At 61.1% G+C, this 19382-nt stretch carries 18 protein-coding genes; 11 read left to right on the top strand and 7 right to left on the bottom strand.

All coding sequences use genetic code 11. The annotated features are described in order from the left end of the window. A complete protein-coding gene (locus ATO10_RS12520) occupies window positions 1-381 on the top strand; it encodes a histidine triad nucleotide-binding protein (protein WP_035252057.1) in 381 nt (126 codons plus the stop codon). 61 nt (window positions 382-442) lie between these two features. Beyond that, on the top strand, window positions 443-1138 hold the full coding sequence (locus ATO10_RS12515) for a hypothetical protein (RefSeq protein ID WP_035252055.1): 696 nt from the start codon (window positions 443-445) through the stop codon (window positions 1136-1138). 8 nt (window positions 1139-1146) lie between these two features. On the opposite strand, the gene ATO10_RS12510 is transcribed toward ATO10_RS12515, so the two are convergent. Continuing rightward, window positions 1147-2079, bottom strand: coding sequence for an ABC transporter ATP-binding protein (locus tag ATO10_RS12510; RefSeq protein WP_035252053.1), 933 nt, complete (start codon window positions 2077-2079; stop codon window positions 1147-1149). Window positions 2080-2179: 100 nt separating this feature from the next. Here ATO10_RS12510 and ATO10_RS12505 point away from each other — a divergent pair, with 100 nt between their 5' ends. The 3 genes from ATO10_RS12505 to polA all read left to right on the top strand — a co-directional run bounded on the left by ATO10_RS12505 (window position 2180) and on the right by polA (window position 5952). After that, the gene (locus tag ATO10_RS12505) at window positions 2180-2359 is read left to right on the top strand and encodes a zinc-finger domain-containing protein (RefSeq protein WP_035252050.1); all 180 of its coding nucleotides are present in this window, start codon (window positions 2180-2182) and stop codon (window positions 2357-2359) included. Window positions 2360-2448: 89 nt separating this feature from the next. Further along, a complete protein-coding gene (gene trhA / locus ATO10_RS12500) occupies window positions 2449-3099 on the top strand; it encodes a PAQR family membrane homeostasis protein TrhA (RefSeq protein ID WP_035252122.1) in 651 nt (216 codons plus the stop codon). A 66-nt stretch (window positions 3100-3165) separates the two neighbouring features. Further along, a complete protein-coding gene (gene polA, locus ATO10_RS12495; protein WP_035252048.1) occupies window positions 3166-5952 on the top strand; it encodes a DNA polymerase I in 2787 nt (928 codons plus the stop codon). A gap of 63 nt (window positions 5953-6015) precedes the next feature. On the opposite strand, the gene ATO10_RS12490 is transcribed toward polA, so the two are convergent. Both ATO10_RS12490 and ATO10_RS12485 read right to left on the bottom strand, forming a co-directional pair. Continuing rightward, entirely contained in the window at window positions 6016-6768 is a 753-nt protein-coding gene (locus tag ATO10_RS12490) for a hydroxypyruvate isomerase family protein (protein ID WP_035252046.1), read from the bottom strand. Continuing rightward, window positions 6768-7343, bottom strand: a complete 576-nt coding sequence (locus ATO10_RS12485; protein ID WP_155886764.1) for a DUF1285 domain-containing protein — start codon at window positions 7341-7343, stop codon at window positions 6768-6770. Before ATO10_RS12485 ends, ATO10_RS12490 begins: the two co-directional genes overlap by 1 nt. 80 nt (window positions 7344-7423) lie before the next feature. On the opposite strand from ATO10_RS12485, the gene ATO10_RS12480 reads away from it, so the two are divergent. The 4 genes from ATO10_RS12480 to ATO10_RS12465 are packed head-to-tail and all read left to right on the top strand — an operon-like array spanning window position 7424 to window position 14122. Further along, window positions 7424-8431 carry an AAA family ATPase gene (locus ATO10_RS12480; protein ID WP_035252044.1) on the top strand — a complete coding sequence of 336 codons (1008 nt, stop codon included), beginning with the start codon at window positions 7424-7426 and terminating at the stop codon, window positions 8429-8431. After that, window positions 8428-9303, top strand: a complete 876-nt coding sequence (locus tag ATO10_RS12475) for a DUF58 domain-containing protein (protein WP_035252040.1) — start codon at window positions 8428-8430, stop codon at window positions 9301-9303. The genes ATO10_RS12480 and ATO10_RS12475 overlap by 4 nt, the downstream gene beginning before the upstream one ends. Then, window positions 9303-12065 carry a DUF4159 domain-containing protein gene (locus tag ATO10_RS12470; protein ID WP_035252037.1) on the top strand — a complete coding sequence of 921 codons (2763 nt, stop codon included), beginning with the start codon at window positions 9303-9305 and terminating at the stop codon, window positions 12063-12065. The genes ATO10_RS12475 and ATO10_RS12470 overlap by 1 nt, the downstream gene beginning before the upstream one ends. Next, on the top strand, window positions 12062-14122 hold the full coding sequence (locus ATO10_RS12465; RefSeq protein WP_035252034.1) for a membrane protein: 2061 nt from the start codon (window positions 12062-12064) through the stop codon (window positions 14120-14122). Before ATO10_RS12470 ends, ATO10_RS12465 begins: the two co-directional genes overlap by 4 nt. A gap of 4 nt (window positions 14123-14126) precedes the next feature. Here the strand turns inward: ATO10_RS12465 and ATO10_RS12460 are convergent, their stop codons facing one another. Continuing rightward, entirely contained in the window at window positions 14127-14480 is a 354-nt protein-coding gene (locus tag ATO10_RS12460; RefSeq protein WP_035252118.1) for a hypothetical protein, read from the bottom strand. A 36-nt stretch (window positions 14481-14516) separates the two neighbouring features. Further along, complete coding sequence (locus tag ATO10_RS12455; protein ID WP_035252032.1) at window positions 14517-15218, bottom strand: DUF599 domain-containing protein; 702 nt, start codon at window positions 15216-15218, stop codon at window positions 14517-14519. Between the two features lie 99 nt (window positions 15219-15317). Between ATO10_RS12455 and ATO10_RS12450 the strand changes: the two genes are divergently transcribed. After that, window positions 15318-16139 carry a trypsin-like serine peptidase gene (locus tag ATO10_RS12450; RefSeq protein WP_035252029.1) on the top strand — a complete coding sequence of 274 codons (822 nt, stop codon included), beginning with the start codon at window positions 15318-15320 and terminating at the stop codon, window positions 16137-16139. A 125-nt stretch (window positions 16140-16264) separates the two neighbouring features. After that, on the top strand, window positions 16265-16720 hold the full coding sequence (locus ATO10_RS12445) for an Hsp20 family protein (RefSeq protein WP_035252028.1): 456 nt from the start codon (window positions 16265-16267) through the stop codon (window positions 16718-16720). 168 nt (window positions 16721-16888) lie between these two features. Here ATO10_RS12445 and ATO10_RS12440 read toward each other — a convergent pair whose 3' ends face one another. Together ATO10_RS12440 and ATO10_RS12435 are read right to left on the bottom strand one after the other, a co-directional pair. Beyond that, window positions 16889-18817 (bottom strand): vWA domain-containing protein, encoded by a 1929-nt coding sequence (locus ATO10_RS12440; protein ID WP_035252027.1) that lies wholly within the window; start codon window positions 18815-18817, stop codon window positions 16889-16891. Next, window positions 18814-19353, bottom strand: a complete 540-nt coding sequence (locus tag ATO10_RS12435) for an RNA polymerase sigma factor (protein ID WP_035252116.1) — start codon at window positions 19351-19353, stop codon at window positions 18814-18816. The genes ATO10_RS12440 and ATO10_RS12435 overlap by 4 nt, the downstream gene beginning before the upstream one ends. Window positions 19354-19382 lie beyond the last annotated feature (29 nt).

The following is a 19382-nucleotide window of genomic DNA, read 5'->3' as shown; positions in this document are numbered from 1 at the left end:
ATGGCTTACAGCTATGACACGGAAAACATTTTCGCCAAAATCCTGCGCGGTGAGATCCCCAATGACACGGTGCTGGAAACCGAACATTGTCTGGCCTTTCGCGATATCGCCCCGCAGACCCCCGACCACATTCTGGTCATCCCGCGCGGCGCCTATGTGAATTTCGACCATTTCGTCACCGAAGCCTCGGATGCGGAAATCCTCGATTTCAACCGCACCGTCGCGCGCGTGTGCAAAGAGGCTGGCGTCAGCCCCGATACCGGCAACGGCTACCGCGTGATCACCAACGCCGGCCCCGACAGCATGCAAGAAGTGCCGCACCTGCATTTCCACATTCTGGCCGGCCGCAACATGGGCGCTCTGCTGGTTAAACCGGCCTAAAGCGGCAACCTGGGCGGGCGCAAGTTGCCCGGGGCCGCATAGGGCACAGGCGCATATTTCAATGAACAAACTTTTCCTTTTTGTCGGGGCGGTTTTGGCTGTCGTTGCGGTGTTCAGCATGGTCAGCGGCGACTCTGGCCTTTTGGGCAGCGCGCCAAAGCGGCATGAAAATTTCAGCGCCAAGCAGTTGCAAAACCTGTCCGCCCTCAGCGGCGAACGCATTGCCGAATATGCAGCCAGCTTTAGCGAGGAGTCGTGGCGTTGTAGCAATACGCTCGATAACAGCTCCTATTTCTATGACTACCTGCAGGCCGGTCTGCTGAGTGTCGCGGCGCAAGAGTGCAGCGGCAAACCCTATACGCTGACGCGCAACAACGCAGGCCAGACATTTGTGCACGCAATGGAGCAAGGGCTGAAAGATCAGATATTGCCCTGGCCCCAAGCGCCGGGTCTGACTCAGGATCAAGAGTTTCTGATCAGCCAGCTCAGCGGGCGCAGCCTAATGCTGTTGTCACAGAAATTCGGATCCTATGTAAAACGCGACCCGCGCAAATGGAGCCAGCAATGCACCAAGGCGCAAAAGGTTCCGAACTTCCCCGCATGGTCCGCACTGCACGAGGCAGGCCTGATTGAGCCCACACAGATGCAATGCGCTAGCCTGCCTTTTGCCGTGGTTGCCACGCCCCTGGGCCGGGCCGTTTCGCTTGCCGTTTACAGCGGGCTAGAGGCCGAACGGGCGCGTTTTATCGCGAAATAAGGGCCCGATCAGCTGCGCGATTTGGTCAGTTCCACGAAAACATCCTCCAGCCGCGCCTCTTCCGTGGCGACATCGCGCAGGGTGATGCCCGCGTTACGTACCAGATCCAGCACCGCCCCGGTGGCGATCTCGCCGCGTTGATAGGTCAGGCGCAGCACGCCGCCGGGCGCGCGTTCCAGCTGCACCTCGGGCGGCAGCTCCAGAGTCGCGGGGGTATCCCCTTCGGGGGTGACGACCAGCGTCTTGGCATCCATCTGTGCCAGCAGGCTTTCGGTGGTGTCGCGCACGATGACCTCGCCGTGGTTGATGATGGCGATCTCGTCGCACATCGCCTCGGCCTCTTCCAGATAGTGGGTCGTCAGGATGATGGTCATGCCCTGCTCGTTCAGCTTGCGCACGTTGGTCCACAACATCTGACGCAACCCGACATCCACACCGGCGGTGGGTTCATCCAACACCAGAATCTGCGGGCTATGCACCAGGGCCTTGCCCAGCAACAGCCGCCGCTGCATCCCGCCTGACAAGGTGCGGGCATAGGCCTCGGCTTTGTCCTCAAGCCCGATGGTGTGCAAAATCTCTTGCGTGCGGCGCTGCGCTTTGGGCACCCCGTACAGCCCTGCCTGCACTTCCAGCGTGCCGCGCGGGGTAAAGAACGCATCCAAGTTCAGTTCCTGGGGCATCACCCCGATGGCCGCGCGTGACTGGCGCGGGTTCACATCCTGATCAAAGCCCCAGATTTTCACCCGCCCCGAGGTTTTCACCACCAATCCGGCCAGAATATTGATCAAGGTGGACTTGCCAGCCCCATTGGGCCCCAACAAGCCAAAAACCGACCCTTTCGGGATATTCAGATCAATCCCCTTCAACGCCTCTTTCGGTGGCTGACCGGGCGAATTATAGGTCTTGCGCAGGGCTTCGATTTCGATGGCGTTCTGGGTCATATGCCGCGATCCTCTGGTCTTGCCCGGACGCGGGCAATCGCTATCATGCCTGCTGACTTAATGGCTGCGCATCGGCGCGGCAAGCAACGGAGCCACAACAATGACCATTGAAGCCCCCGAAATTGAGGTTGTATCCACCTGGCGCGTCTGCTGCGACGGTGGTGAGGGCGCTCTGGGCCATCCCCGCGTCTATCTGACCGTGCCCCATGACACCGGCGAGGTCGAATGCGGCTATTGTGACAAAAAATTTGTGCACGAAAGTTTCGCAAAGAACAGCTGACCTTGCGTCAGTTTACGCCCCTGCACAGGCTTGTGACCGACATCGCGTGAACCAGATGCTAAGCTGACAGCATGGTTTCGGATGCACATATGTCGGCAAGCGGGCCCAGCCGCCCCTACTCCAAAGCCGAGCTGATCAGCGACGCAGCCCTGCATGTCACGGCGCTGGTGGTGGCGCTTGGCGCCGTGCCGGTGCTGATCACCCTGACGGCCATCTGGTATGGGCAAGCCGCCCCCATTACAGGCGTGGCCATCTACGGCGCAACGCTGATCGCGATGATCTCGGCCTCGCTGCTTTACAACCATCTACCTATGCCACACTGGCGCAGCTGGTTGCTGCGGTTTGACCGTTCGGCGATCTATCTGAAAATCGCGGGCACCTATACGCCCTTTACCCTTCTGACCGGGGCCGGGGGCCTCTTGCTGACGGTGATCTGGGTCTTTGCCATACTGGCTGCAATCGCCAACTTCTTTATCCCGCGCCGCTCGGTCGGCCTGTCCATCGGCATCTGTCTGGCCTTGGGCTGGGCCGTGGTCGCGGGGGGATGGTCCATCATCGCACAGCTGCCCCTTGCCGTGGTCATCCTGATGATCACCGGCGGGCTGCTCTACACCGTCGGCACGCTATTTCTGGCGCTCCACAAGCTGCGCTTCCACAACACCATCTGGCATGGGTTTGTCTTTGCCGCCTCCACCCTGTTTTTCATCGCGATCTTCATGCAATCCGCCACCGGGGTCTGAGCCCCCTCGCCAAATCACGGGCAGCACGCTAAGCAGGAACGGCACGCGAACACGGGGGAGCACATCATGAGTTTCGGCACCGGCTGCCATCTGCATCTGATCGACGGATCGGCCTTTATCTTTCGTGCTTTCCACGCGCTACCGCCCCTGACGCGCAAGTCCGACGGGTTGCCCATCGGCGCGGTCGCGGGCTTTTGCAACATGCTGTTCAAAATGGTCGAGGACAACACCGGCCCCAACGCCCCCACCCATGTCGCGGTGATCTTTGACCATTCCGGCAAAAGCTTCCGCAATGATCTTTATGACCTTTACAAGGCCAACCGCCCCCCCGCGCCCGAAGAACTGGTGCCGCAATTCCCCCTGACCCGCGTCGCCACCAAAGCCTTCAACATCGCCTGCATCGAGAAAGAGGGGTATGAGGCCGATGATATCATCGCCGCCCTGTCCGTTCAGGCGCGCGAGGCCGGTGGGCGCGTCACCATCATCTCGTCGGACAAAGACCTGATGCAGCTGGTCGGCGGCGGCGTTGAAATGTTTGATGCCATGAAGAACAAGCGCATCGGCGTGGAACAGGTCGAAGAGAAATTCGGCGTTGGCCCTGATCGCGTGATCGACGTTCAGGCGCTGGCCGGCGACAGCGTCGACAACGTCCCCGGCGCGCCCGGGATCGGCATCAAAACCGCCGCGCTGCTGATCAACGAATACGGCGATCTGGAAACCCTGCTGGACCGCGCCGAAGAGATCAAACAACCCAAGCGCCGCCAGACCCTTCTGGAAAAGCGCGAACAGATTGAGCTGTCGAAACAACTAGTGACGCTGGACGTCAACACCCCGATTGATTTCAGCATGGAAACGCTAGAAGTGCAGGACCCCGACCCCGAAGTGCTGCTGCCCTTCCTTGCGGAAATGGAGTTTCGCACGCTCACCAAACGTGTCGCCGATAAGATCGGCGTCGACGCGCCTATCATAGCCGAGCCTAAAGCCGCTGAAGTGGCTGCCCCCGAACAGCCCGCCATCGACCCCGATAAATACGAATGCGTCCGCGATGCCGAGGCCCTGCAACGTTGGATCGACCTTGCCTACAAGCGCGGCTGGGTTGCGGTGGATACCGAAACCACCGGGCTTGATGAAATGGTGGTCGATCTGGTCGGAATTTCGCTGGCGGTTGAGGTCGGAGAGGCCTGCTATATTCCGCTGACCCACAAGGATGGCTCGGACGATCTGTTCGGCACGGATCAACTTTCCGACGGTCAGATGAACGAAGTTCAGGCGCTAGAGATGCTCAAGCCCCTGCTTGAAGACCCTGCCGTTATCAAAGTGTTCCAGAACGCCAAGTATGACTGCAAGATCTTTACCCGCTACGGCGTCAACGTCGCGCCGATTGATGACACCTTACTGATGTCCTATGCGCTCAACGCCGGGCGGCACAATCACGGCATGGATGTGCTGTCCGAACGTTATCTGGATCACAGCCCGATCCCGATCAAATCGCTTTTAGGCACCGGAAAATCCGCCATCACCTTTGATCGCGTCGCGATTGACGAGGCCACCAAATACGCCGCCGAAGACGCCGATATCACCCTGCGCCTGTGGCAGATGTTCAAGCCACAGCTGCACGCCAATCAGGTGACCACCGTCTATGAAACGCTGGAACGCCCCTTGGTGCCCGTATTGGCCCAGATGGAAATGAACGGCGTTCAAGTTGATCGCGATACCCTGTCGCGCATGTCCAATGCTTTTGCGCAAAAGATGGCCGCGCTGGAGGCTGAAATCCACGAACTGGCGGGGGAAACCTTTAATGTCGGCTCTCCCGCGCAGGTCGGCCAGATCCTGTTTGAAAAGATGGAACTGCCCGGCGGCAAAAAGGGCAAAACCGGCAAATACTCGACCCCGGCAGATGTGCTGGAAGACCTTGCTACGGAACATGACATGCCCGCCCGCATCCTTGATTGGCGCCAGCTTTCCAAGCTGAAATCGACCTATACCGACGCGCTGCAGACCCATATCAACGCCGAAACCGGGCGGGTGCACACCTCCTACCTGCAAACCGGGGCCAACACCGGGCGCCTCGCCTCAACCGATCCGAACCTGCAAAACATCCCTGTGCGCACCGAGGATGGCCGCCGCATCCGCGAGGCCTTTGTCGCTGCGCCGGGCAACACGCTGATCAGCCTCGACTACAGCCAGATTGAACTGCGCATTCTGGCCCATGTCGCGCGCATCGACAGCCTGAAACAGGCCTTCCGCGATGGCCATGACATCCATGCCATGACCGCGTCCGAGATGTTTGACGTGCCACTGGACGAGATGACGCCCGACATCCGCCGCCAAGCCAAAGCGATCAATTTCGGGGTGATTTACGGCATCAGCGGCTTTGGCCTTGCCCGCAACCTGCGGATCCCGCGCGGTGAAGCACAAGGCTTCATCAACCGCTATTTCGAACGCTTCCCAGGCATCAAGGAATACATGGACGACACCGTGGCCTTCGCCAAAGACCACAAATACGTCCAGACCCTGTTTGGTCGTAAAATCCACACGCCCGAGATTGGCGCCAAGGGTCCGCAAGCCGGGTTCGCCAAACGCGCCGCGATCAACGCGCCCATTCAGGGCACCGCCGCCGACATCATCCGCCGCGCGATGATCCGCATGCCGGATGCGATCAAGGATCTGCCCGCCAAGATGCTGCTACAGGTCCACGATGAACTGATCTTCGAGGTCGCCGACGACGCCGTCGATCAGACCATCGACGTGGTGCGCGACATCATGGAAAACGCCGCCGATCCGGCCGTACATCTGGATGTGCCTTTGGTCGTCGATGCGGGCACCGGGGCCAATTGGGCGCAGGCGCATTAACCGCAAAACCTATGCATGGGATGTGCATCGCTTGTGCATGGGTTGTGCATCACCGGTTTGGCCCTAAAAATCGCGCCAACCCAGCCCTGCTGTTGTGCCCGCCGCCGGGTGATATTCAGCGCCAACAAAGCCGGTATAACCACCCGCATCCAGTTGCCTGAAGAACGCCGGATAGTCGATCTGACCGCCCATGGGTTCATGCCGCCCGGGCACCCCGGCGACCTGCACGTGTCGGGCATGCCGCGCGCATCTGGCCCAGCTGCCCATAACCTCGCCGGTGATGCGATGCGCGTGATAGGCATCAAATTGCAGCCCCAGGTTGGCGGTTGAAACCCGGTCGATCACCTGCACGGCCTGATCAAAGTCAGCCAGAAAATACCCGGGCATATCATCGGCGTTGATCGGTTCTATCGTCAGGCTCTGGGCCGGAGCGTGCTGCGCGGCCCAGGTTAGGTTGCGCTCATAGACTTCGGCGGCATCCTCACCCTGCGCCAGACCGGCCATAACGTGAATATGATGGGGTGCAAGAACATCGGCATAGCTTAGCGCCAGATCGAACTCGGCGCGAAATCGGGCCTCTTCTCCGGCAAGGGCCGCGACCCCGCGCCCGCCGTCCTCCCAGTCGTGCACCGGGGTGTTGAACAGCGCCAGTTTCAGCCCGGCCTCCTCCAGCCAGTCGCGCACATCAGACGCGGGATAGGCATATGGAAACAGGAATTCCACCGCCTCAAACCCCGCCTTTGCCGCCGCCGAAAATCGCTCAGGAAAGGGCCTTTCCGTGAACAAAAATGACAGGTTGGCAGCGAAACGGGGCATCAGGTTTCCAGTTCAGCCGACAGGATGATTGGAAAGAAAACCCCGCCGGACCAGACCCCAAACCAGCTGTCGCCGTCGTGCTGTTCGTGGCAGCCCAGCTCTATCAATCGATAGAAGCTCTTGCGATCCAGCAAGGCCTCCAGATTGGCGCGGATCAGGATGTAAGGCGACGGTTCACCGGTTTCGTCGCGCACCACACGGATCGGGTTTTCCGGGCCTGCGACGGCCTCATCCCCGACATGGGTGGTGAAACACAACAGCTGATCGCGGCCTTCGCCTTGGGCTTCGAAATCAACAGCGACAAAGGGGGCATCTTCGACGGTGATCCCGACCTTTTCAACCGGCGTGACAAGGAAGTAGTCATCCCCATCCTTGCGAAGGATCGAAGAAAACAGTTTGACCAGCTCAAACCGGCCAATCGGGGTGCCCAGATAAAACCACGTCCCGTCCCGCGCGATACGCATATCAAGATCGCCACAAAACGGCGGATTCCACAGATGCACCGGCGGCGGCCCCTTTTTGCCTGCCTTTTTCGCTGCAGAAATGATGTTATCCACACCCGGTTTCACAATCATTTGTCCTATCGACCATTTTGTCATTTGTGTGCAGCGCGATAGTTGCCTTTAATGGGACCATAGGCAACGGGAGAGTTCCAATGAGTGACGAGACACAGCTGGTTACGCAGATCGAGGCACTGGGCACGCAACTGGCCGAGGCCAAAGCGAGCATCACCAAGCGCTTTATCGGTCAGGAACGGGTCGTCGATCTGACACTCTCGGCGTTGCTGTGTGGCGGTCATGGGTTGTTGATCGGTCTGCCCGGTCTGGGCAAGACCCGGCTGGTCGATACGCTGTCGACCGTGATGGGGCTGAACGGCGCCCGCATCCAGTTCACGCCTGACCTGATGCCGGCAGATATTCTGGGCTCCGAAGTGCTTGAAACCGCCGCTGATGGCAGCCGCGCGTTTCGCTTTATCGAAGGCCCTATTTTTTGTCAGCTGTTGATGGCGGATGAAATCAACCGTGCCAGCCCACGGACCCAATCCGCCCTGTTGCAGGCGATGCAGGAAAAATCCGTGACCATCGCAGGCCAACCCCACACGCTGTCGCCACCGTTCCATGTGCTGGCCACGCAAAACCCGATTGAACAAGAAGGCACCTACCCGCTGCCCGAAGCCCAGCTGGACCGCTTTCTGGTTCAGATCGACGTGCCCTATCCGGATCGCAAGACCGAACATGACATTCTGCTGGCCACCACCGGGATGGCCGAGGACGACGCGCACGCCGTTTTCACCGCACAGCAGTTGATCGACGCTCAGGCGGTGATCCGGCGCATGCCCGTGGGCGAAAGTGTGGTTGAACTGATCCTGGATCTGGTCCGCGCTTTCCGCCCCGGCCAGCCTGACGCCCCAGCCGTCGTACGCGAAAACGTGGCCTGGGGGCCCGGCCCGCGTGCGGCGCAAGCGCTGATGCTGACGGTGCGGGCGCAGGCCTTGTTGGAAGGCCGGTTGGCCCCGTCGGCCGAAGACGTTCTGGCCATGGCCACACCGGTGCTGAAACACCGTATGGCGCTTAGCTTTGCCGCCCGGGCACGGGGCGAAGATCTGGACAGCATCATCACTGATGTTGCCACATCTGTCATCCGGGCCGAGGCCGCCGCGTGAGCACAGCCGCCACCCTCCGCGCCCGGTCCGAGGCGCTGGCGGCACAGTTGCCGCCGCTCTTGGCCGAGGCCGAGCATCTGGCGATGACCATCCTGATGGGTGAACATGGGCGACGCAGGTCCGGTCAGGGCGAAGAGTTCTGGCAATACCGCCACGCACAGCCCGGCGACCCGGCGCATCGGATTGACTGGCGCAGATCAGCCCGGTCAGATCAGCATTTCGTGCGCGAGAAAGAATGGCAGGCGGCGCAATCCGTGACCCTGTGGGTCGATGACGCCCAAAGCATGCAGTTCGAAGGCGATGGTAGCCACGGCAGCAAAGCCGAACGCGCGCAGGTTCTGGCGCTGGCGCTGGCGGTCCTGCTGGTGCGCGGCGGCGAACGCGTGGGGCTTTCTGGCTTCTCTCTGCCGCCGCGACGCGGCGCGTTGCAATTGCTGCGACTGGCCGAGGCTTTCTCCAATGCTGACCATAGCGCTGACTTTGGCTCGCCTGAAGCGCGTGGCATGCTGCCGCATTCAAGAACGGCGTTTATCTCTGATTTCATGGGCGATCTGGCGCCCGTCGAAGCCGCCATGGCCAAGGCCGCTGATCGCGGTGTGAAAGGCGTGCTGTTGCAGGTTCTGGACCCCAGCGAAGAAGCCTTTCCTTTTGACGGGCGCACCATCTTTGAAAGCATGGGCGGCAGCCTGCGCCATGAAACCCTGAAAGCGGGCGATCTGCGGGATCGGTATTTGCAGCGCCTCGCCGACCGTAAATCGCGGCTGGCTGAACTGGCCCAGATCAGCGGCTGGCATTTTCAATGCCACCACACAGGCGAAAGCGCGCAAGCCGCGTTGCTGTGGATGTATGGCGCGCTGGAGCGCGGGCGCTGATGTTGGCGCTGGGACCCATCGCCTTTACCGCGCCCGCCGTGTTGGTGGCGCTTCTGGCCCTGCCCGTGCTGTGGTTCCTGTTGCGCGCCGTCCCGCCCGCCCCTTTGCGGCGCCGGTTTCCGGGCGTCGCCCTGCTGATCGGGCTGAACGACGACGAAAGCCAAACCGACAAGACCCCGTGGTGGCTGTTGCTTTTGCGCATGGCCGCGGCTGTTTTGGTGATCCTTGGGTTTGCCGGACCGATCCTGAACCCGCAGTCCGAAAGCACCGGCACTGGCCCGTTGTTGGTGCTGGTCGATGGCACATGGGCCGACGCCCGCGATTGGAACCGCCGCGCCACGCGGCTTGACGCCGTGCTGGATGAAGCCAGTCGCGATGGCCGCCCTGTTGCATTAGCCCTGACCACCGACCTGCCCCCCGAAGGGCCACAGTTTCAGGCCGCCGAACGTTGGAAATCCCGCCTGCCCGGCATTTTACCCAATCCATGGGCCCCGGAAGCCGCCCGCCTGACCGAATGGGCCGATGCGCTTGAGGGCCGGTTTCAGACCTATTGGATGTCAGACGGGATCGCCCGCGATGGACGCATGCAGGTGCTGGGCGCGTTGGAAAGCCACGGCGATGTGCGCATCTTCGAAAGCCCCGCGCCCGCCTATGCCCTGCGCCCGGTTGTGCTGCAAGACGGCGACATTCTGTTGACGGCCCTGCGCGCGGGTGCCGGCGCCGCCGAGAGCGTGTCGATCACCGCGCATGGGCTTGACCCGAACGGCGTAGAGCGGGTTCTGGCACGCACCAGCGCCGCGTTTTCGCTGACCGGAAAAACCGCCGAAGCCAAGCTGACCCTGCCTCCGGAACTGCGCAACCGGATATCGCGCTTTACGATTGAAGGATACCGCTCTGCCGCCGCTGTCAGCCTGAGCGACGACAGCCTGAAACGCCGCGAAGTGGCGCTGATCGCCGGGCGCGACGAAGGGGAAAGCGTTGCTGTGCTGGCGCCGCTGCACTATCTGGAGCAAGCCCTGTCGCCCACCACAGACCTGATCGACGGTGCGCTTGAAGACCTGATGCTGGCCAATCCGGACGTGTTGATCATGGCGGATGTCGCACAAGTCAGCGAGTTGGAAGAAGACGCGCTGATCGACTGGGTGATGGACGGTGGTCTTTTGCTACGCTTTGCCGGGCCGCGCATGGCCGCCAGCAGCGTCAGCCGCAATGCCGAGCACCCGCTGATGCCGGTGCGCCTGCGCGCCGGGGGACGGTCGGTTGGCGGCGCCATGAGCTGGGGCGCGCCCAAAGTTCTGGCTCCTTTCCCCGAAGGATCCCCCTTTATCGGCCTGCCGATTCCCGAAGATGTCGAAATCAATGCGCAGGTTCTGGCCCAACCCGGCCCTGATCTGGCCGAACGCACCGTCGCCGCACTGGCCGATGGCACGCCTTTGGTGACGCGCAAGAAACTGGGGGCAGGTCAGGTGGTGCTGTTCCATGTCACAGCCAATGCTGAATGGTCGAACCTGCCGTTGTCGGTGCTGTTTGTGCAGATGCTGGAACGTCTGGCGGTCTCAACCCGCCCAGACCTGCCTGACGCCTCGGATCTGGCGGGCACGACATGGGTGCCGGAACAAGTGCTTGATGCCTTTGGCACGGTGCAAACGGCACAGGACCGCCCCGGTATCGCGGGCGAGGATTTGGCAGATGCGCCGCTGTCGCAGCAAGTGCCGCCCGGCCTATACCGCGGCGAAGATCGCCGTATCGCCCTGAACGTCACAAACGCAAATACCGAGCTAAGCGCCACAAACTGGCCGGCGCGCGTGCCGATAGATGGCCTGCAGGTCGCGCGCGAGGTCCGTTTGAAAGGCTGGGTTCTTAGTCTGGCGATGATCCTGCTGGCGCTGGACGTGCTGGCAACGCTGTGGTTGTCGGGCAAGCTGATGCGCGGCGCGGTGGCCGTGCTGGCGCTGGCCGTGCTGCCCTTGATGCCGCAAGATGCACTGGCGCAGGAAACCGAGCAGGACTTAGCAGCCCTTGCCGCCACAACCGAGGTCGTGCTGGCGCATGTCATCACCGGCAATGAACAGGTTGATGCGCTGGCCATGGCCGGGCTTTGGGGCCTGTCAGATAAACTCTATCAACGCACCACGGTAGAACCGGCTGCGCCGATTTCAGTGAATATCGAAACCGATGAGCTGTCGTTTTACCCTTTCCTTTACTGGCCGATCACACCGGAAACGCCCCTGCCCTCGGCTCAGGCCTATGCCAAGCTGAACCGCTATATGCGCAGCGGCGGGTTGATCCTGTTTGACACGCGCGATGGTGACATCGCCCGGTTTGGCAGCGGCACCCCGGCCGGGCGTCGGTTACAGGAACTGGCCCGCCCGCTGGACGTACCCCCGCTGGAACCCGTGCCCGAAGACCACGTGTTGACCCGCACCTTCTATCTGCTGCAGGCCTTCCCCGGGCGCTACGATGGTGGCTCGATCTGGGTCGAGGCCGCCCCCGCAGACGCTGAACAGGCCGAAGGCATCCCGTTTCGCAATCTCAATGACGGGGTGACCCCGGTGGTGATCGGTGGCAACGACTGGGCCGGGGCCTGGGCGATCAACCGACAAGGCCTGCCCAGCCTGCCAGTGGGGCGTGGCTATGCCGGGGAACGCCAGCGCGAGATTGCCTATCGGTTTGGGATTAACCTGATCATGCACGTGCTGACCGGCAACTATAAATCCGATCAGGTGCATGTGCCGGACCTGCTTGAAAGGTTGGGCCAATGAACGGCGTGGTGATCTTTGACCCTCTGGTGCCCTGGATGGTGGTGTGGATTCTGATAGCGCTGGCCGTGGCCTATGTCGGGCTGGCGGCGTGGCGTCGCCTCGCCGGGTGGGCCTTTCGGGGGCTGGCGGCGCTGGCGCTGTTGGCGGCCATTGCCAACCCCAGCCTGCAAAGCGAAATCCGCGAGTCCCTGTCGGACATTGTCGTGGCTGTGGTGGACGAAACCGCCTCGCAGAGGCTGTCAGACCGCCCCGCACAAACCAACGCCGCGCTGACCCGCCTGCGCGCCGAGGTTGCGGCCATGCCCAACACAGAACTGCGCGAAGTTATCGTCACCGATGCGCCCGACAATGGCGGCTCGCTGTTGATGGGGGCACTGAACCAGACCCTGAACGAACTGCCGCGCGGGCGCGTGGCCGGGGTGGTGATGTTCAGCGATGGGCAACTGCACGACATGGCCCAAGCGCCCGAGCTGGACGCCCCGCTGCACATGCTACTGACCGGGCGCGGTACCGATTGGGACCGCCGGCTGATCGTTAAATCCGCCCCGGCTTTCGCCATCATCGGCGAAGAATTCACCCTGCAATTGCGGATCGAGGATGAAGGCGCGGTACCGGTTTCCCAGCCCGCCCGGGTGGAAATTTCGATCGCGGTGGATGGCGGGGAACCCGCGTTCTATGAGGTGCCCGTTGGCGTCGATCTAAGCCTGCCGGTGACGCTTGAACATGGCGGGATGAACGTGCTGCAGTTCAGCCTGCCCGCCGCCGAGGGGGAACTTACCGACCGCAACAATGCCGCCGTTGTTCAAATCAATGGCGTGCGGGATCGCTTGCGGGTTCTGTTGGTATCAGGAGAGCCGCATCCCGGTGAACGCACATGGCGCAACCTGCTGAAATCCGACAGCTCGGTCGATCTGGTGCATTTCACCATCCTACGCCCGCCCGAAAAACAAGACGGCATCCCGGTGACGGAACTGTCGCTGATCGCCTTCCCCACCCGTGATTTGTTCATCGAAAAGATCGACGAGTTTGACCTGATTATCTTTGACCGTTTCAAACGGCGCGGCATCCTGCCCAGTGCCTATCTGGACAACGTGCGCCAGTATGTCGAAAACGGTGGGGCGGTTCTGGTGGCTGCGGGTCCGGATTTCGCCAGCGCCGACAGCCTGTTTCGCTCGCCTCTGTCCGATATCATGCCCGCCGAACCCACCGCACGCGTGGTCGAAGAAGGCTTTCGCCCCGGCATTACGGAATTGGGAGAACGCCATCCGGTCACCCGCGGGTTGCTGCAGGCATGGCAGGCCGACAAGGGCGAATGGGGTCGCTGGTTCCGTCTGATTGAAACCCGTTCACCCAAAGGGCAGGTCGTCATGGAAGGCCCCGATGAACGGCCGCTGCTGATATTGGATCGCGTCGGCGAAGGGCGCGTGTCGCTGCTGGCCTCGGATCACGCCTGGCTGTGGAACCGGGGCTTTGAAGGCGGCGGTCCGCAGTTAGAGCTGCTGCGGCGGCTGGCCCATTGGATGATGCGCGAACCCGATCTGGAAGAAGAGGCCCTGACCGCAACAGCACAGGGGCAACGTATTCAGATCACCCGCCGCAGCCTGGAACAGCGCGACCATTCTGTTCAGGTGCTTGGTCCGGATGGGTCCACAGCCACCGTGCAGCTGGTGGAAACCGCGCCCGGCCTGTTCACGGCCACCTATGTTGGGGCGCAAATCGGGCTGTATCGTCTGAGCGACGGAGAACTGGACGCGGTGATTGCGCTTGGCCCTGCCGCCCCGCGCGAATTTGAACGCACCATCGCCAGCGGCGATGTCGTTGCGCCAATGACCACGGCCACGCGGGGCGGGGTCAAGGCGCTGGAAAACGGCGTGCCCGACCTGCGCACCGTCCGCGAGGACCGCATGGCGCATGGGCGCGGTTGGATCGGGATCACCCCACGCAAAGCCTTTGTCACCGCAGACGTCACGCTGACGCCGCTGGCGCCGATTTGGTTGATGCTGTTGCTGGCTGCGGCCTTTAGCCTTGGCGCTTGGCTGCGCGAAGGACGGCGCTAAAGGCCTAAGGCAGGCGATACACAAACCTCTGATCGCCCCAGCCATCCACGTTATCACGCGCACGGATGATCACTTCGGCTACGCCCTCGGGGATCGTCACACCTGACAAGGATCGGGTGAAGGGCTGCTCGTTGACATGCGGATGCGCCAGAACCCGAAGGCCCAGCTGGCTTCCGTCTGGCGCCAGAACCTCCCATCCGTCAGCATAGTGATCCCAGCCGGTATCCGGGTGGCTCAGCGTTACGTCAAACCGCCAACTGCCCCCCTGTTGCGTGGCGCGGACCTGTTCCACGACCGGCCCATCAGCCAGCGCGGGTGTGGCGACAAACGCCAATATCAAGGGAATCGCTTTGAACATGTGTGCAGGATGCGCCCGATACCTGAACAGCGCCATTCACATTGATGTGCGGTCCAGCAAAGTCATGCGCGATGCCGACGCAAACTCGCGCCGCCAAAGCATCAGCAGCGTCGCGCCTGTTGCCAGCATTAAGGGCGCAGGCCCCAACAACCACGCCAATCCCGCCAGCGCGAAATAAAGCGAACGCATGCCCCGATTGAAGCTACGCGCCGCCGTGTTGCTCAGATCCGCCGCGTTCTGCGCGCGTGGATAGGCGTTGGGGTCTTGCGGTTCATTGGGCACCGCCGCCATGACAACAGCGCTATAGCCGAACAACCGATGCGACCAGACGAATTTCAGAAACGCATTGGTGACCAGCAGCAACACCGCCAGCAGTTTCAGCTCCCAAACCACCGCTGGCGCGATATCCAGCGTCAAATCGCGCGCCACGCCCAGCAGGCGTTCGGTATTGCCGATCAACGCCAACCCGCCCCCGATCGAAATCATCGAGGCCGAGGCAAAGAACGTCGTGCCCTGACGTAGGGTTCCCAAAATCTGGGCGTCAAACATGCGCGGCTGACGGGTGACCATCTCTTTCATCCAGTCGCTGCGAATTTGTTTCATCAGCACCGAAACGGACTCGCGCCCGCGATACCCGCGTTCGATCACCATCCCGATCAACAGCCACGCCCCGCCCCAAAACAGCACGGCGACCGCATCTAAGGGCGCGAACAAAGAAATGCGTTCCATCAATTCCATACGGGCACCCTAGCGCTACGCTTTTTGCTGCGCTACCGCTATCACGCCTTAATCTTGCCGCACCTGCGAAGTAACTTGACCTTACGACACGGAGGAAACATGCGCCATTTTGTAAAGCTTTGCCTTTTGGCTCTGCTGGTGTTCACGGCACCGGCACAGGCCAATCAGGCAAGCGATCTCAAACTTTTGGCTACCGCAGATGACAGCAAGGGCTGGCAGGCGGTGGGACGTTTGAACTTTGGGAGCAAGGGTTTTTGCTCGGGCGCGCTGATTGGTGCAGACCTTGTATTGACCGCGGCCCACTGCCTTTACGACAAGGAAAATGGCAAGCCCGTCGATATGTCCTCGATTGAGTTTCTGGCAGGTTGGCGCAATGGCCGGGCCGAAGCCTATCGCGGCGTCCGCAGCGGCGTGGTGCACCCCCGCTATGATTATCGCAATGATGACCGCGTCAGCCGCGTTGCCTATGACATTGCTGTGCTGAAGCTGGATCGCCCCATCCGTCTGCCCGGCCTTACACCCTTTGAAACTGCCAGCCGCCCGCGCAAAGGCGATGAGGTGGGCGTTGTATCCTATGCCAAAGACCGGGCCGAGGCCCCATCACTGCAAGAGGTCTGCCATGTTCTGGCTGGGCGTCCGGGCATCCTGATGCTGTCATGTTCGGTTAATTTTGGCTCTTCAGGCGCGCCGATCTTTTCGTTTCGTGATGGTGCGCCCCAGATTGTATCCGTCGTATCTTCGATGGCCGACATGAAGGGCAAACCGGTGTCGCTGGGCGTTTCATTGGGCGACAACCTGGACCTGCTGCAATCCCGTCTGGAGGCTGGTGAAAACATGTTCCGTGACACTTCGCCTGCCATTCGACGTTTCGGACAAGGTGCCCCGAAATCTGACCTGGGCGCAAAATTCCTGAAACCCTGACCGCTTGAAAGCGGTTTTTCCACTTCCTATCTCGGGATTGTGCGGGTGCCATGATGGGCCCGCCAAGCCCTGCCTGTCCCTTGGGGAAGGCGCAACATAGACATCGCTTCTAGGAGGATGACACCATGCGAAACCTTGATCTTTCGCCCCTTTACCGTGCCACTGTCGGTTTTGACCGTGTGGCCGATTTGATGGACCGGGCCCTTGCGGCCGACGGGACCAACGCCACCTACCCCCCTTATAACATTGAAAAAACCGCCGATGACGCTTACCGCATCACCATTGCGGTTGCGGGCTTTGCCGCCGACGAACTGAACGTCGAGGTCAAAGAAAACCAGCTGGTTGTCGCGGCCCGCAAGGCCGAGGACGACACGCCACGCAGCTATCTGCACCGGGGCATCGCCACCCGCGCGTTCGAGCGTCGTTTCCATCTGGCCGACCACGTTAAAGTGACCGGTGCGAGCCATGTGGATGGCTTGCTGAACATTGATCTGGTGCGCGAAGTGCCGCAGGCGCTGAAACCCCGCCGGATTGAAATTGCCGGTACCAACACGGTCGACGCAAAGGCCGTTGAGGCTTAACCAAACACCACCAAAATCATCGTCTGCAACGCGCGGTCCACAAGGGGCCGCGCGTTTTCTTTTGGCGGGGTACGCCGGTTAACCTTTGCGAAATCCTTGCAAGAAAGGTTTAAACCTTTGCCCTGAGTTTCAAGCAAAGGTTTAAAGGTTTTGCAGGCCCAGATCGGCTTATTGACCCAGACTATTGGCCAGTCGCATCAGCTGGACGGCCTCGGTCCGATAGCCGAACGGGTCGTCGCCGCGGGCACTGTTGGCCAGGGCGATGGCATCATCCCAGCCCCAGTCGTTCAGATAGGTCGCGCCGGTCAGAAGCTGCGCAAACCCGGCCATAGCAAAGGCGAACTGGGCCTCTTGCCCCGCCGCGGTTGGCTGGGCTGCGATGGGGGTTTCGATCAGCTGGCTGGTGGTTTCTCCGGGCGCCTTATAGCGCAGACGCAGGAAGCCCAGCTCGTCACTTTCGCTGGTCGCCACCGCATCGCCATAGCGCAGCGGATCGTTCAGCACCGCGTCCGAGCCAACCGGCGTGACCTCATAGATCGCGGTGACGGAATGGCCTGCGCCGATTTCACCCGCATCGACCTTGTCGTTGTTGAAATCTTCGCGCCGCAAGGCACGGGTTTCATAGCCGATCAGACGGTATTCGGCGACCTTGGCGGGGTTGAACTCGATCTGGATTTTGACGTCATCGGCAATCGGAAACAGCGCGCCGGAAAGCTGATCAACCAGCACTTTCTGTGCCTCGTTCAGCGTGTCGATATAGGCCGCCTGCCCATTGCCGTTCTGCGCCAACGCCTGCATTGTGGCGTCATCCAGATTGCCCCGGCCAAAGCCCAGAACCGACAGATAGGTGCCGCTGTCACGCTTGTCGGCGATGAAGGTTTTCAGCGCCTCGGGGTTGGACAGGCCGACGTTAAAGTCGCCATCCGTCGCCAGCAGAACGCGGTTCACTTCACCCTCTGCGGCCATGGTTTCCGCCAGCGCATAGGCCTGCTGCAAACCGGCCTGTCCGGCGGTTGATCCACCGGCTGACAGACGTTCAAGCGCGGCCAGAATCGTCGCGCGATCAGAGGCTTTGGTGGGCGCAAGCACCTGCCCGGCACTGCCCGCATAGGTCACGATTGCAACCTCGTCTTCGGGGCGCAGTTGCGACAACATCAGACTAAAGCTTTGTTTTAATAGGGGAAGCTTGCTGGGCGTGTTCATAGAACCTGACGTATCAATCAAGAATACAAGGTTCAGCGGCGGGCGATCCGCAAGTGCGGGCAACTGCCCCTGAAGCGCGATGTGCAACAGCTGCGTTCCTTCGTTCCACGGGGTCGGCGACAGGCTGACCGTGGGCTTGAAGGCGGCGTCATCCGGCGCCGGATAGGCATAGGGAAAATAGTTGATGATCTCTTCGGCCCGCACGGCATCAACAGGGGGCAACTGCCCGCGATTAAGCGAAGACCGCACGACCCCATAGGCGGCCGTATCGACGTCAATCGAGAAGGTCGAAACGGGGTCGTCGGCCACGACTTTTACCGGGTTAGGGTCTTCATTGGCAAAGGCTTCGGTGTTGGCGGGTTCCGCGATGATGATGTCAGGCGCAATAACCCCGCCAAAGCCGTTTACGGCACCGCCAGCGGGGGCCAATTTCTGGGCCGCGCGGGGGGCGGATGAAAGTGCATCAGCCTCTTGCGCGAACTCAACCATCGGTTCGGCTACTGCGTCATCAGAGATGCCGGGCAGGATGATTTCAGGGTCGATCATTGGTTCGTCAACGGCGCCTGGCTCGGGCTGGTTCAGCGTGATTACGGTGGGTTTTTGCAGCTGTTGCCCTTGCGGTGTGAAGACAATAAAGGCCGCTGCAACGGCGACGATACCGGTGGTCGCGGTAAGGCCCGCGCGGCTGCTAAGGGATTGAAACATATTAATAACTCCATCCAGAAAACCCCCACCCTTTGTGGCGGGATCATTCTTAAGACGGGTCTGGGCAGTGGTTTCTTGGTGGGCTTGGAAACTTTCCATCGCGCGCGCCAGATGGTCGGCCTTTTTATCAGGCGCGGGGGGCGGGGTTTGGCGCAAAGCGTCTTTGAGGAACTCCAGATCGTCACTCATTGCTGGGCCTCCTTTTCATGGATTTCGCGCAGGCGTTTTTTGACATCGGACATGCGCCACGCGACAGTTCCTTCTGCGATATCAAGAACTTGAGCAGCTTCGGATTGGCTGAGCCCTTCGCCCAGAACCAAGGCGACGGTATCACGTAAGTCATCGGGCAAAGTCGCCATCGCCTGGGTCAGCCAGTCATTGGCGTCGCGCGATTCTGCCTGTGTTTGCAGGCGGTTACGCTCCCAATCGCCCCAACCTTGGGATGCTTTTGCATGGCTTGCCGCACGGCGACGGCGGTCATGCGAGGCGTTCACTGCCACCCGGTAAAGCCACGTGCTAAACCGCGCATCCCCCCGAAAAGAAACAAGTTTTCGCGGCAGCGCAACGCATATGTCCTGGGTCAGGTCTTCGGCTTCGGCGCGGTTTCCGGTTAGGCGAAAGGCAAAGGCGAACAGCCGGTCATAGTGCCGCGACAGCAGGGCTGCAAAAGCATCGCGGTCGCCATCAGCGGCGGCCCGGGCCAGGTTTTCATCCGAACTGGTCATACGCATCACACTTGGTTGGACGTTTACCA

Origin of the sequence: Actibacterium atlanticum (assembly GCF_000671395.1) — a bacterium.
Lineage (GTDB): Bacteria > Pseudomonadota > Alphaproteobacteria > Rhodobacterales > Rhodobacteraceae > Actibacterium_D > Actibacterium_D atlanticum.
Note: the sequence above shows the minus strand (reverse complement) of the source record. Positions and strands in the feature narration are given on the sequence as shown.

What these genes read in the sequence shown, in the direction of transcription:
- ATO10_RS12470 (WP_035252037.1), top strand. Translation starts at nt 9,303, where the DNA reads ATGTTGGCGCTGGGACCCATCGCCTTTACCGCGCCCGCCGTGTTGGTG.
- ATO10_RS12485 (WP_155886764.1), bottom strand. Translation starts at nt 7,343, where the DNA reads ATGATTGTGAAACCGGGTGTGGATAACATCATTTCTGCAGCGAAAAAG.
- trhA (WP_035252122.1), top strand. Translation starts at nt 2,449, where the DNA reads ATGTCGGCAAGCGGGCCCAGCCGCCCCTACTCCAAAGCCGAGCTGATC.
- ATO10_RS12445 (WP_035252028.1), top strand. Translation starts at nt 16,265, where the DNA reads ATGCGAAACCTTGATCTTTCGCCCCTTTACCGTGCCACTGTCGGTTTT.
- ATO10_RS12460 (WP_035252118.1), bottom strand. Translation starts at nt 14,480, where the DNA reads ATGTTCAAAGCGATTCCCTTGATATTGGCGTTTGTCGCCACACCCGCG.
- ATO10_RS12440 (WP_035252027.1), bottom strand. Translation starts at nt 18,817, where the DNA reads ATGAGTGACGATCTGGAGTTCCTCAAAGACGCTTTGCGCCAAACCCCG.
- ATO10_RS12510 (WP_035252053.1), bottom strand. Translation starts at nt 2,079, where the DNA reads ATGACCCAGAACGCCATCGAAATCGAAGCCCTGCGCAAGACCTATAAT.
- ATO10_RS12480 (WP_035252044.1), top strand. Translation starts at nt 7,424, where the DNA reads ATGAGTGACGAGACACAGCTGGTTACGCAGATCGAGGCACTGGGCACG.
- polA (WP_035252048.1), top strand. Translation starts at nt 3,166, where the DNA reads ATGAGTTTCGGCACCGGCTGCCATCTGCATCTGATCGACGGATCGGCC.
- ATO10_RS12465 (WP_035252034.1), top strand. Translation starts at nt 12,062, where the DNA reads ATGAACGGCGTGGTGATCTTTGACCCTCTGGTGCCCTGGATGGTGGTG.
- ATO10_RS12450 (WP_035252029.1), top strand. Translation starts at nt 15,318, where the DNA reads ATGCGCCATTTTGTAAAGCTTTGCCTTTTGGCTCTGCTGGTGTTCACG.
- ATO10_RS12490 (WP_035252046.1), bottom strand. Translation starts at nt 6,768, where the DNA reads ATGCCCCGTTTCGCTGCCAACCTGTCATTTTTGTTCACGGAAAGGCCC.
- ATO10_RS12505 (WP_035252050.1), top strand. Translation starts at nt 2,180, where the DNA reads ATGACCATTGAAGCCCCCGAAATTGAGGTTGTATCCACCTGGCGCGTC.
- ATO10_RS12515 (WP_035252055.1), top strand. Translation starts at nt 443, where the DNA reads ATGAACAAACTTTTCCTTTTTGTCGGGGCGGTTTTGGCTGTCGTTGCG.
- ATO10_RS12520 (WP_035252057.1), top strand. Translation starts at nt 1, where the DNA reads ATGGCTTACAGCTATGACACGGAAAACATTTTCGCCAAAATCCTGCGC.
- ATO10_RS12455 (WP_035252032.1), bottom strand. Translation starts at nt 15,218, where the DNA reads ATGGAATTGATGGAACGCATTTCTTTGTTCGCGCCCTTAGATGCGGTC.
- ATO10_RS12435 (WP_035252116.1), bottom strand. Translation starts at nt 19,353, where the DNA reads ATGACCAGTTCGGATGAAAACCTGGCCCGGGCCGCCGCTGATGGCGAC.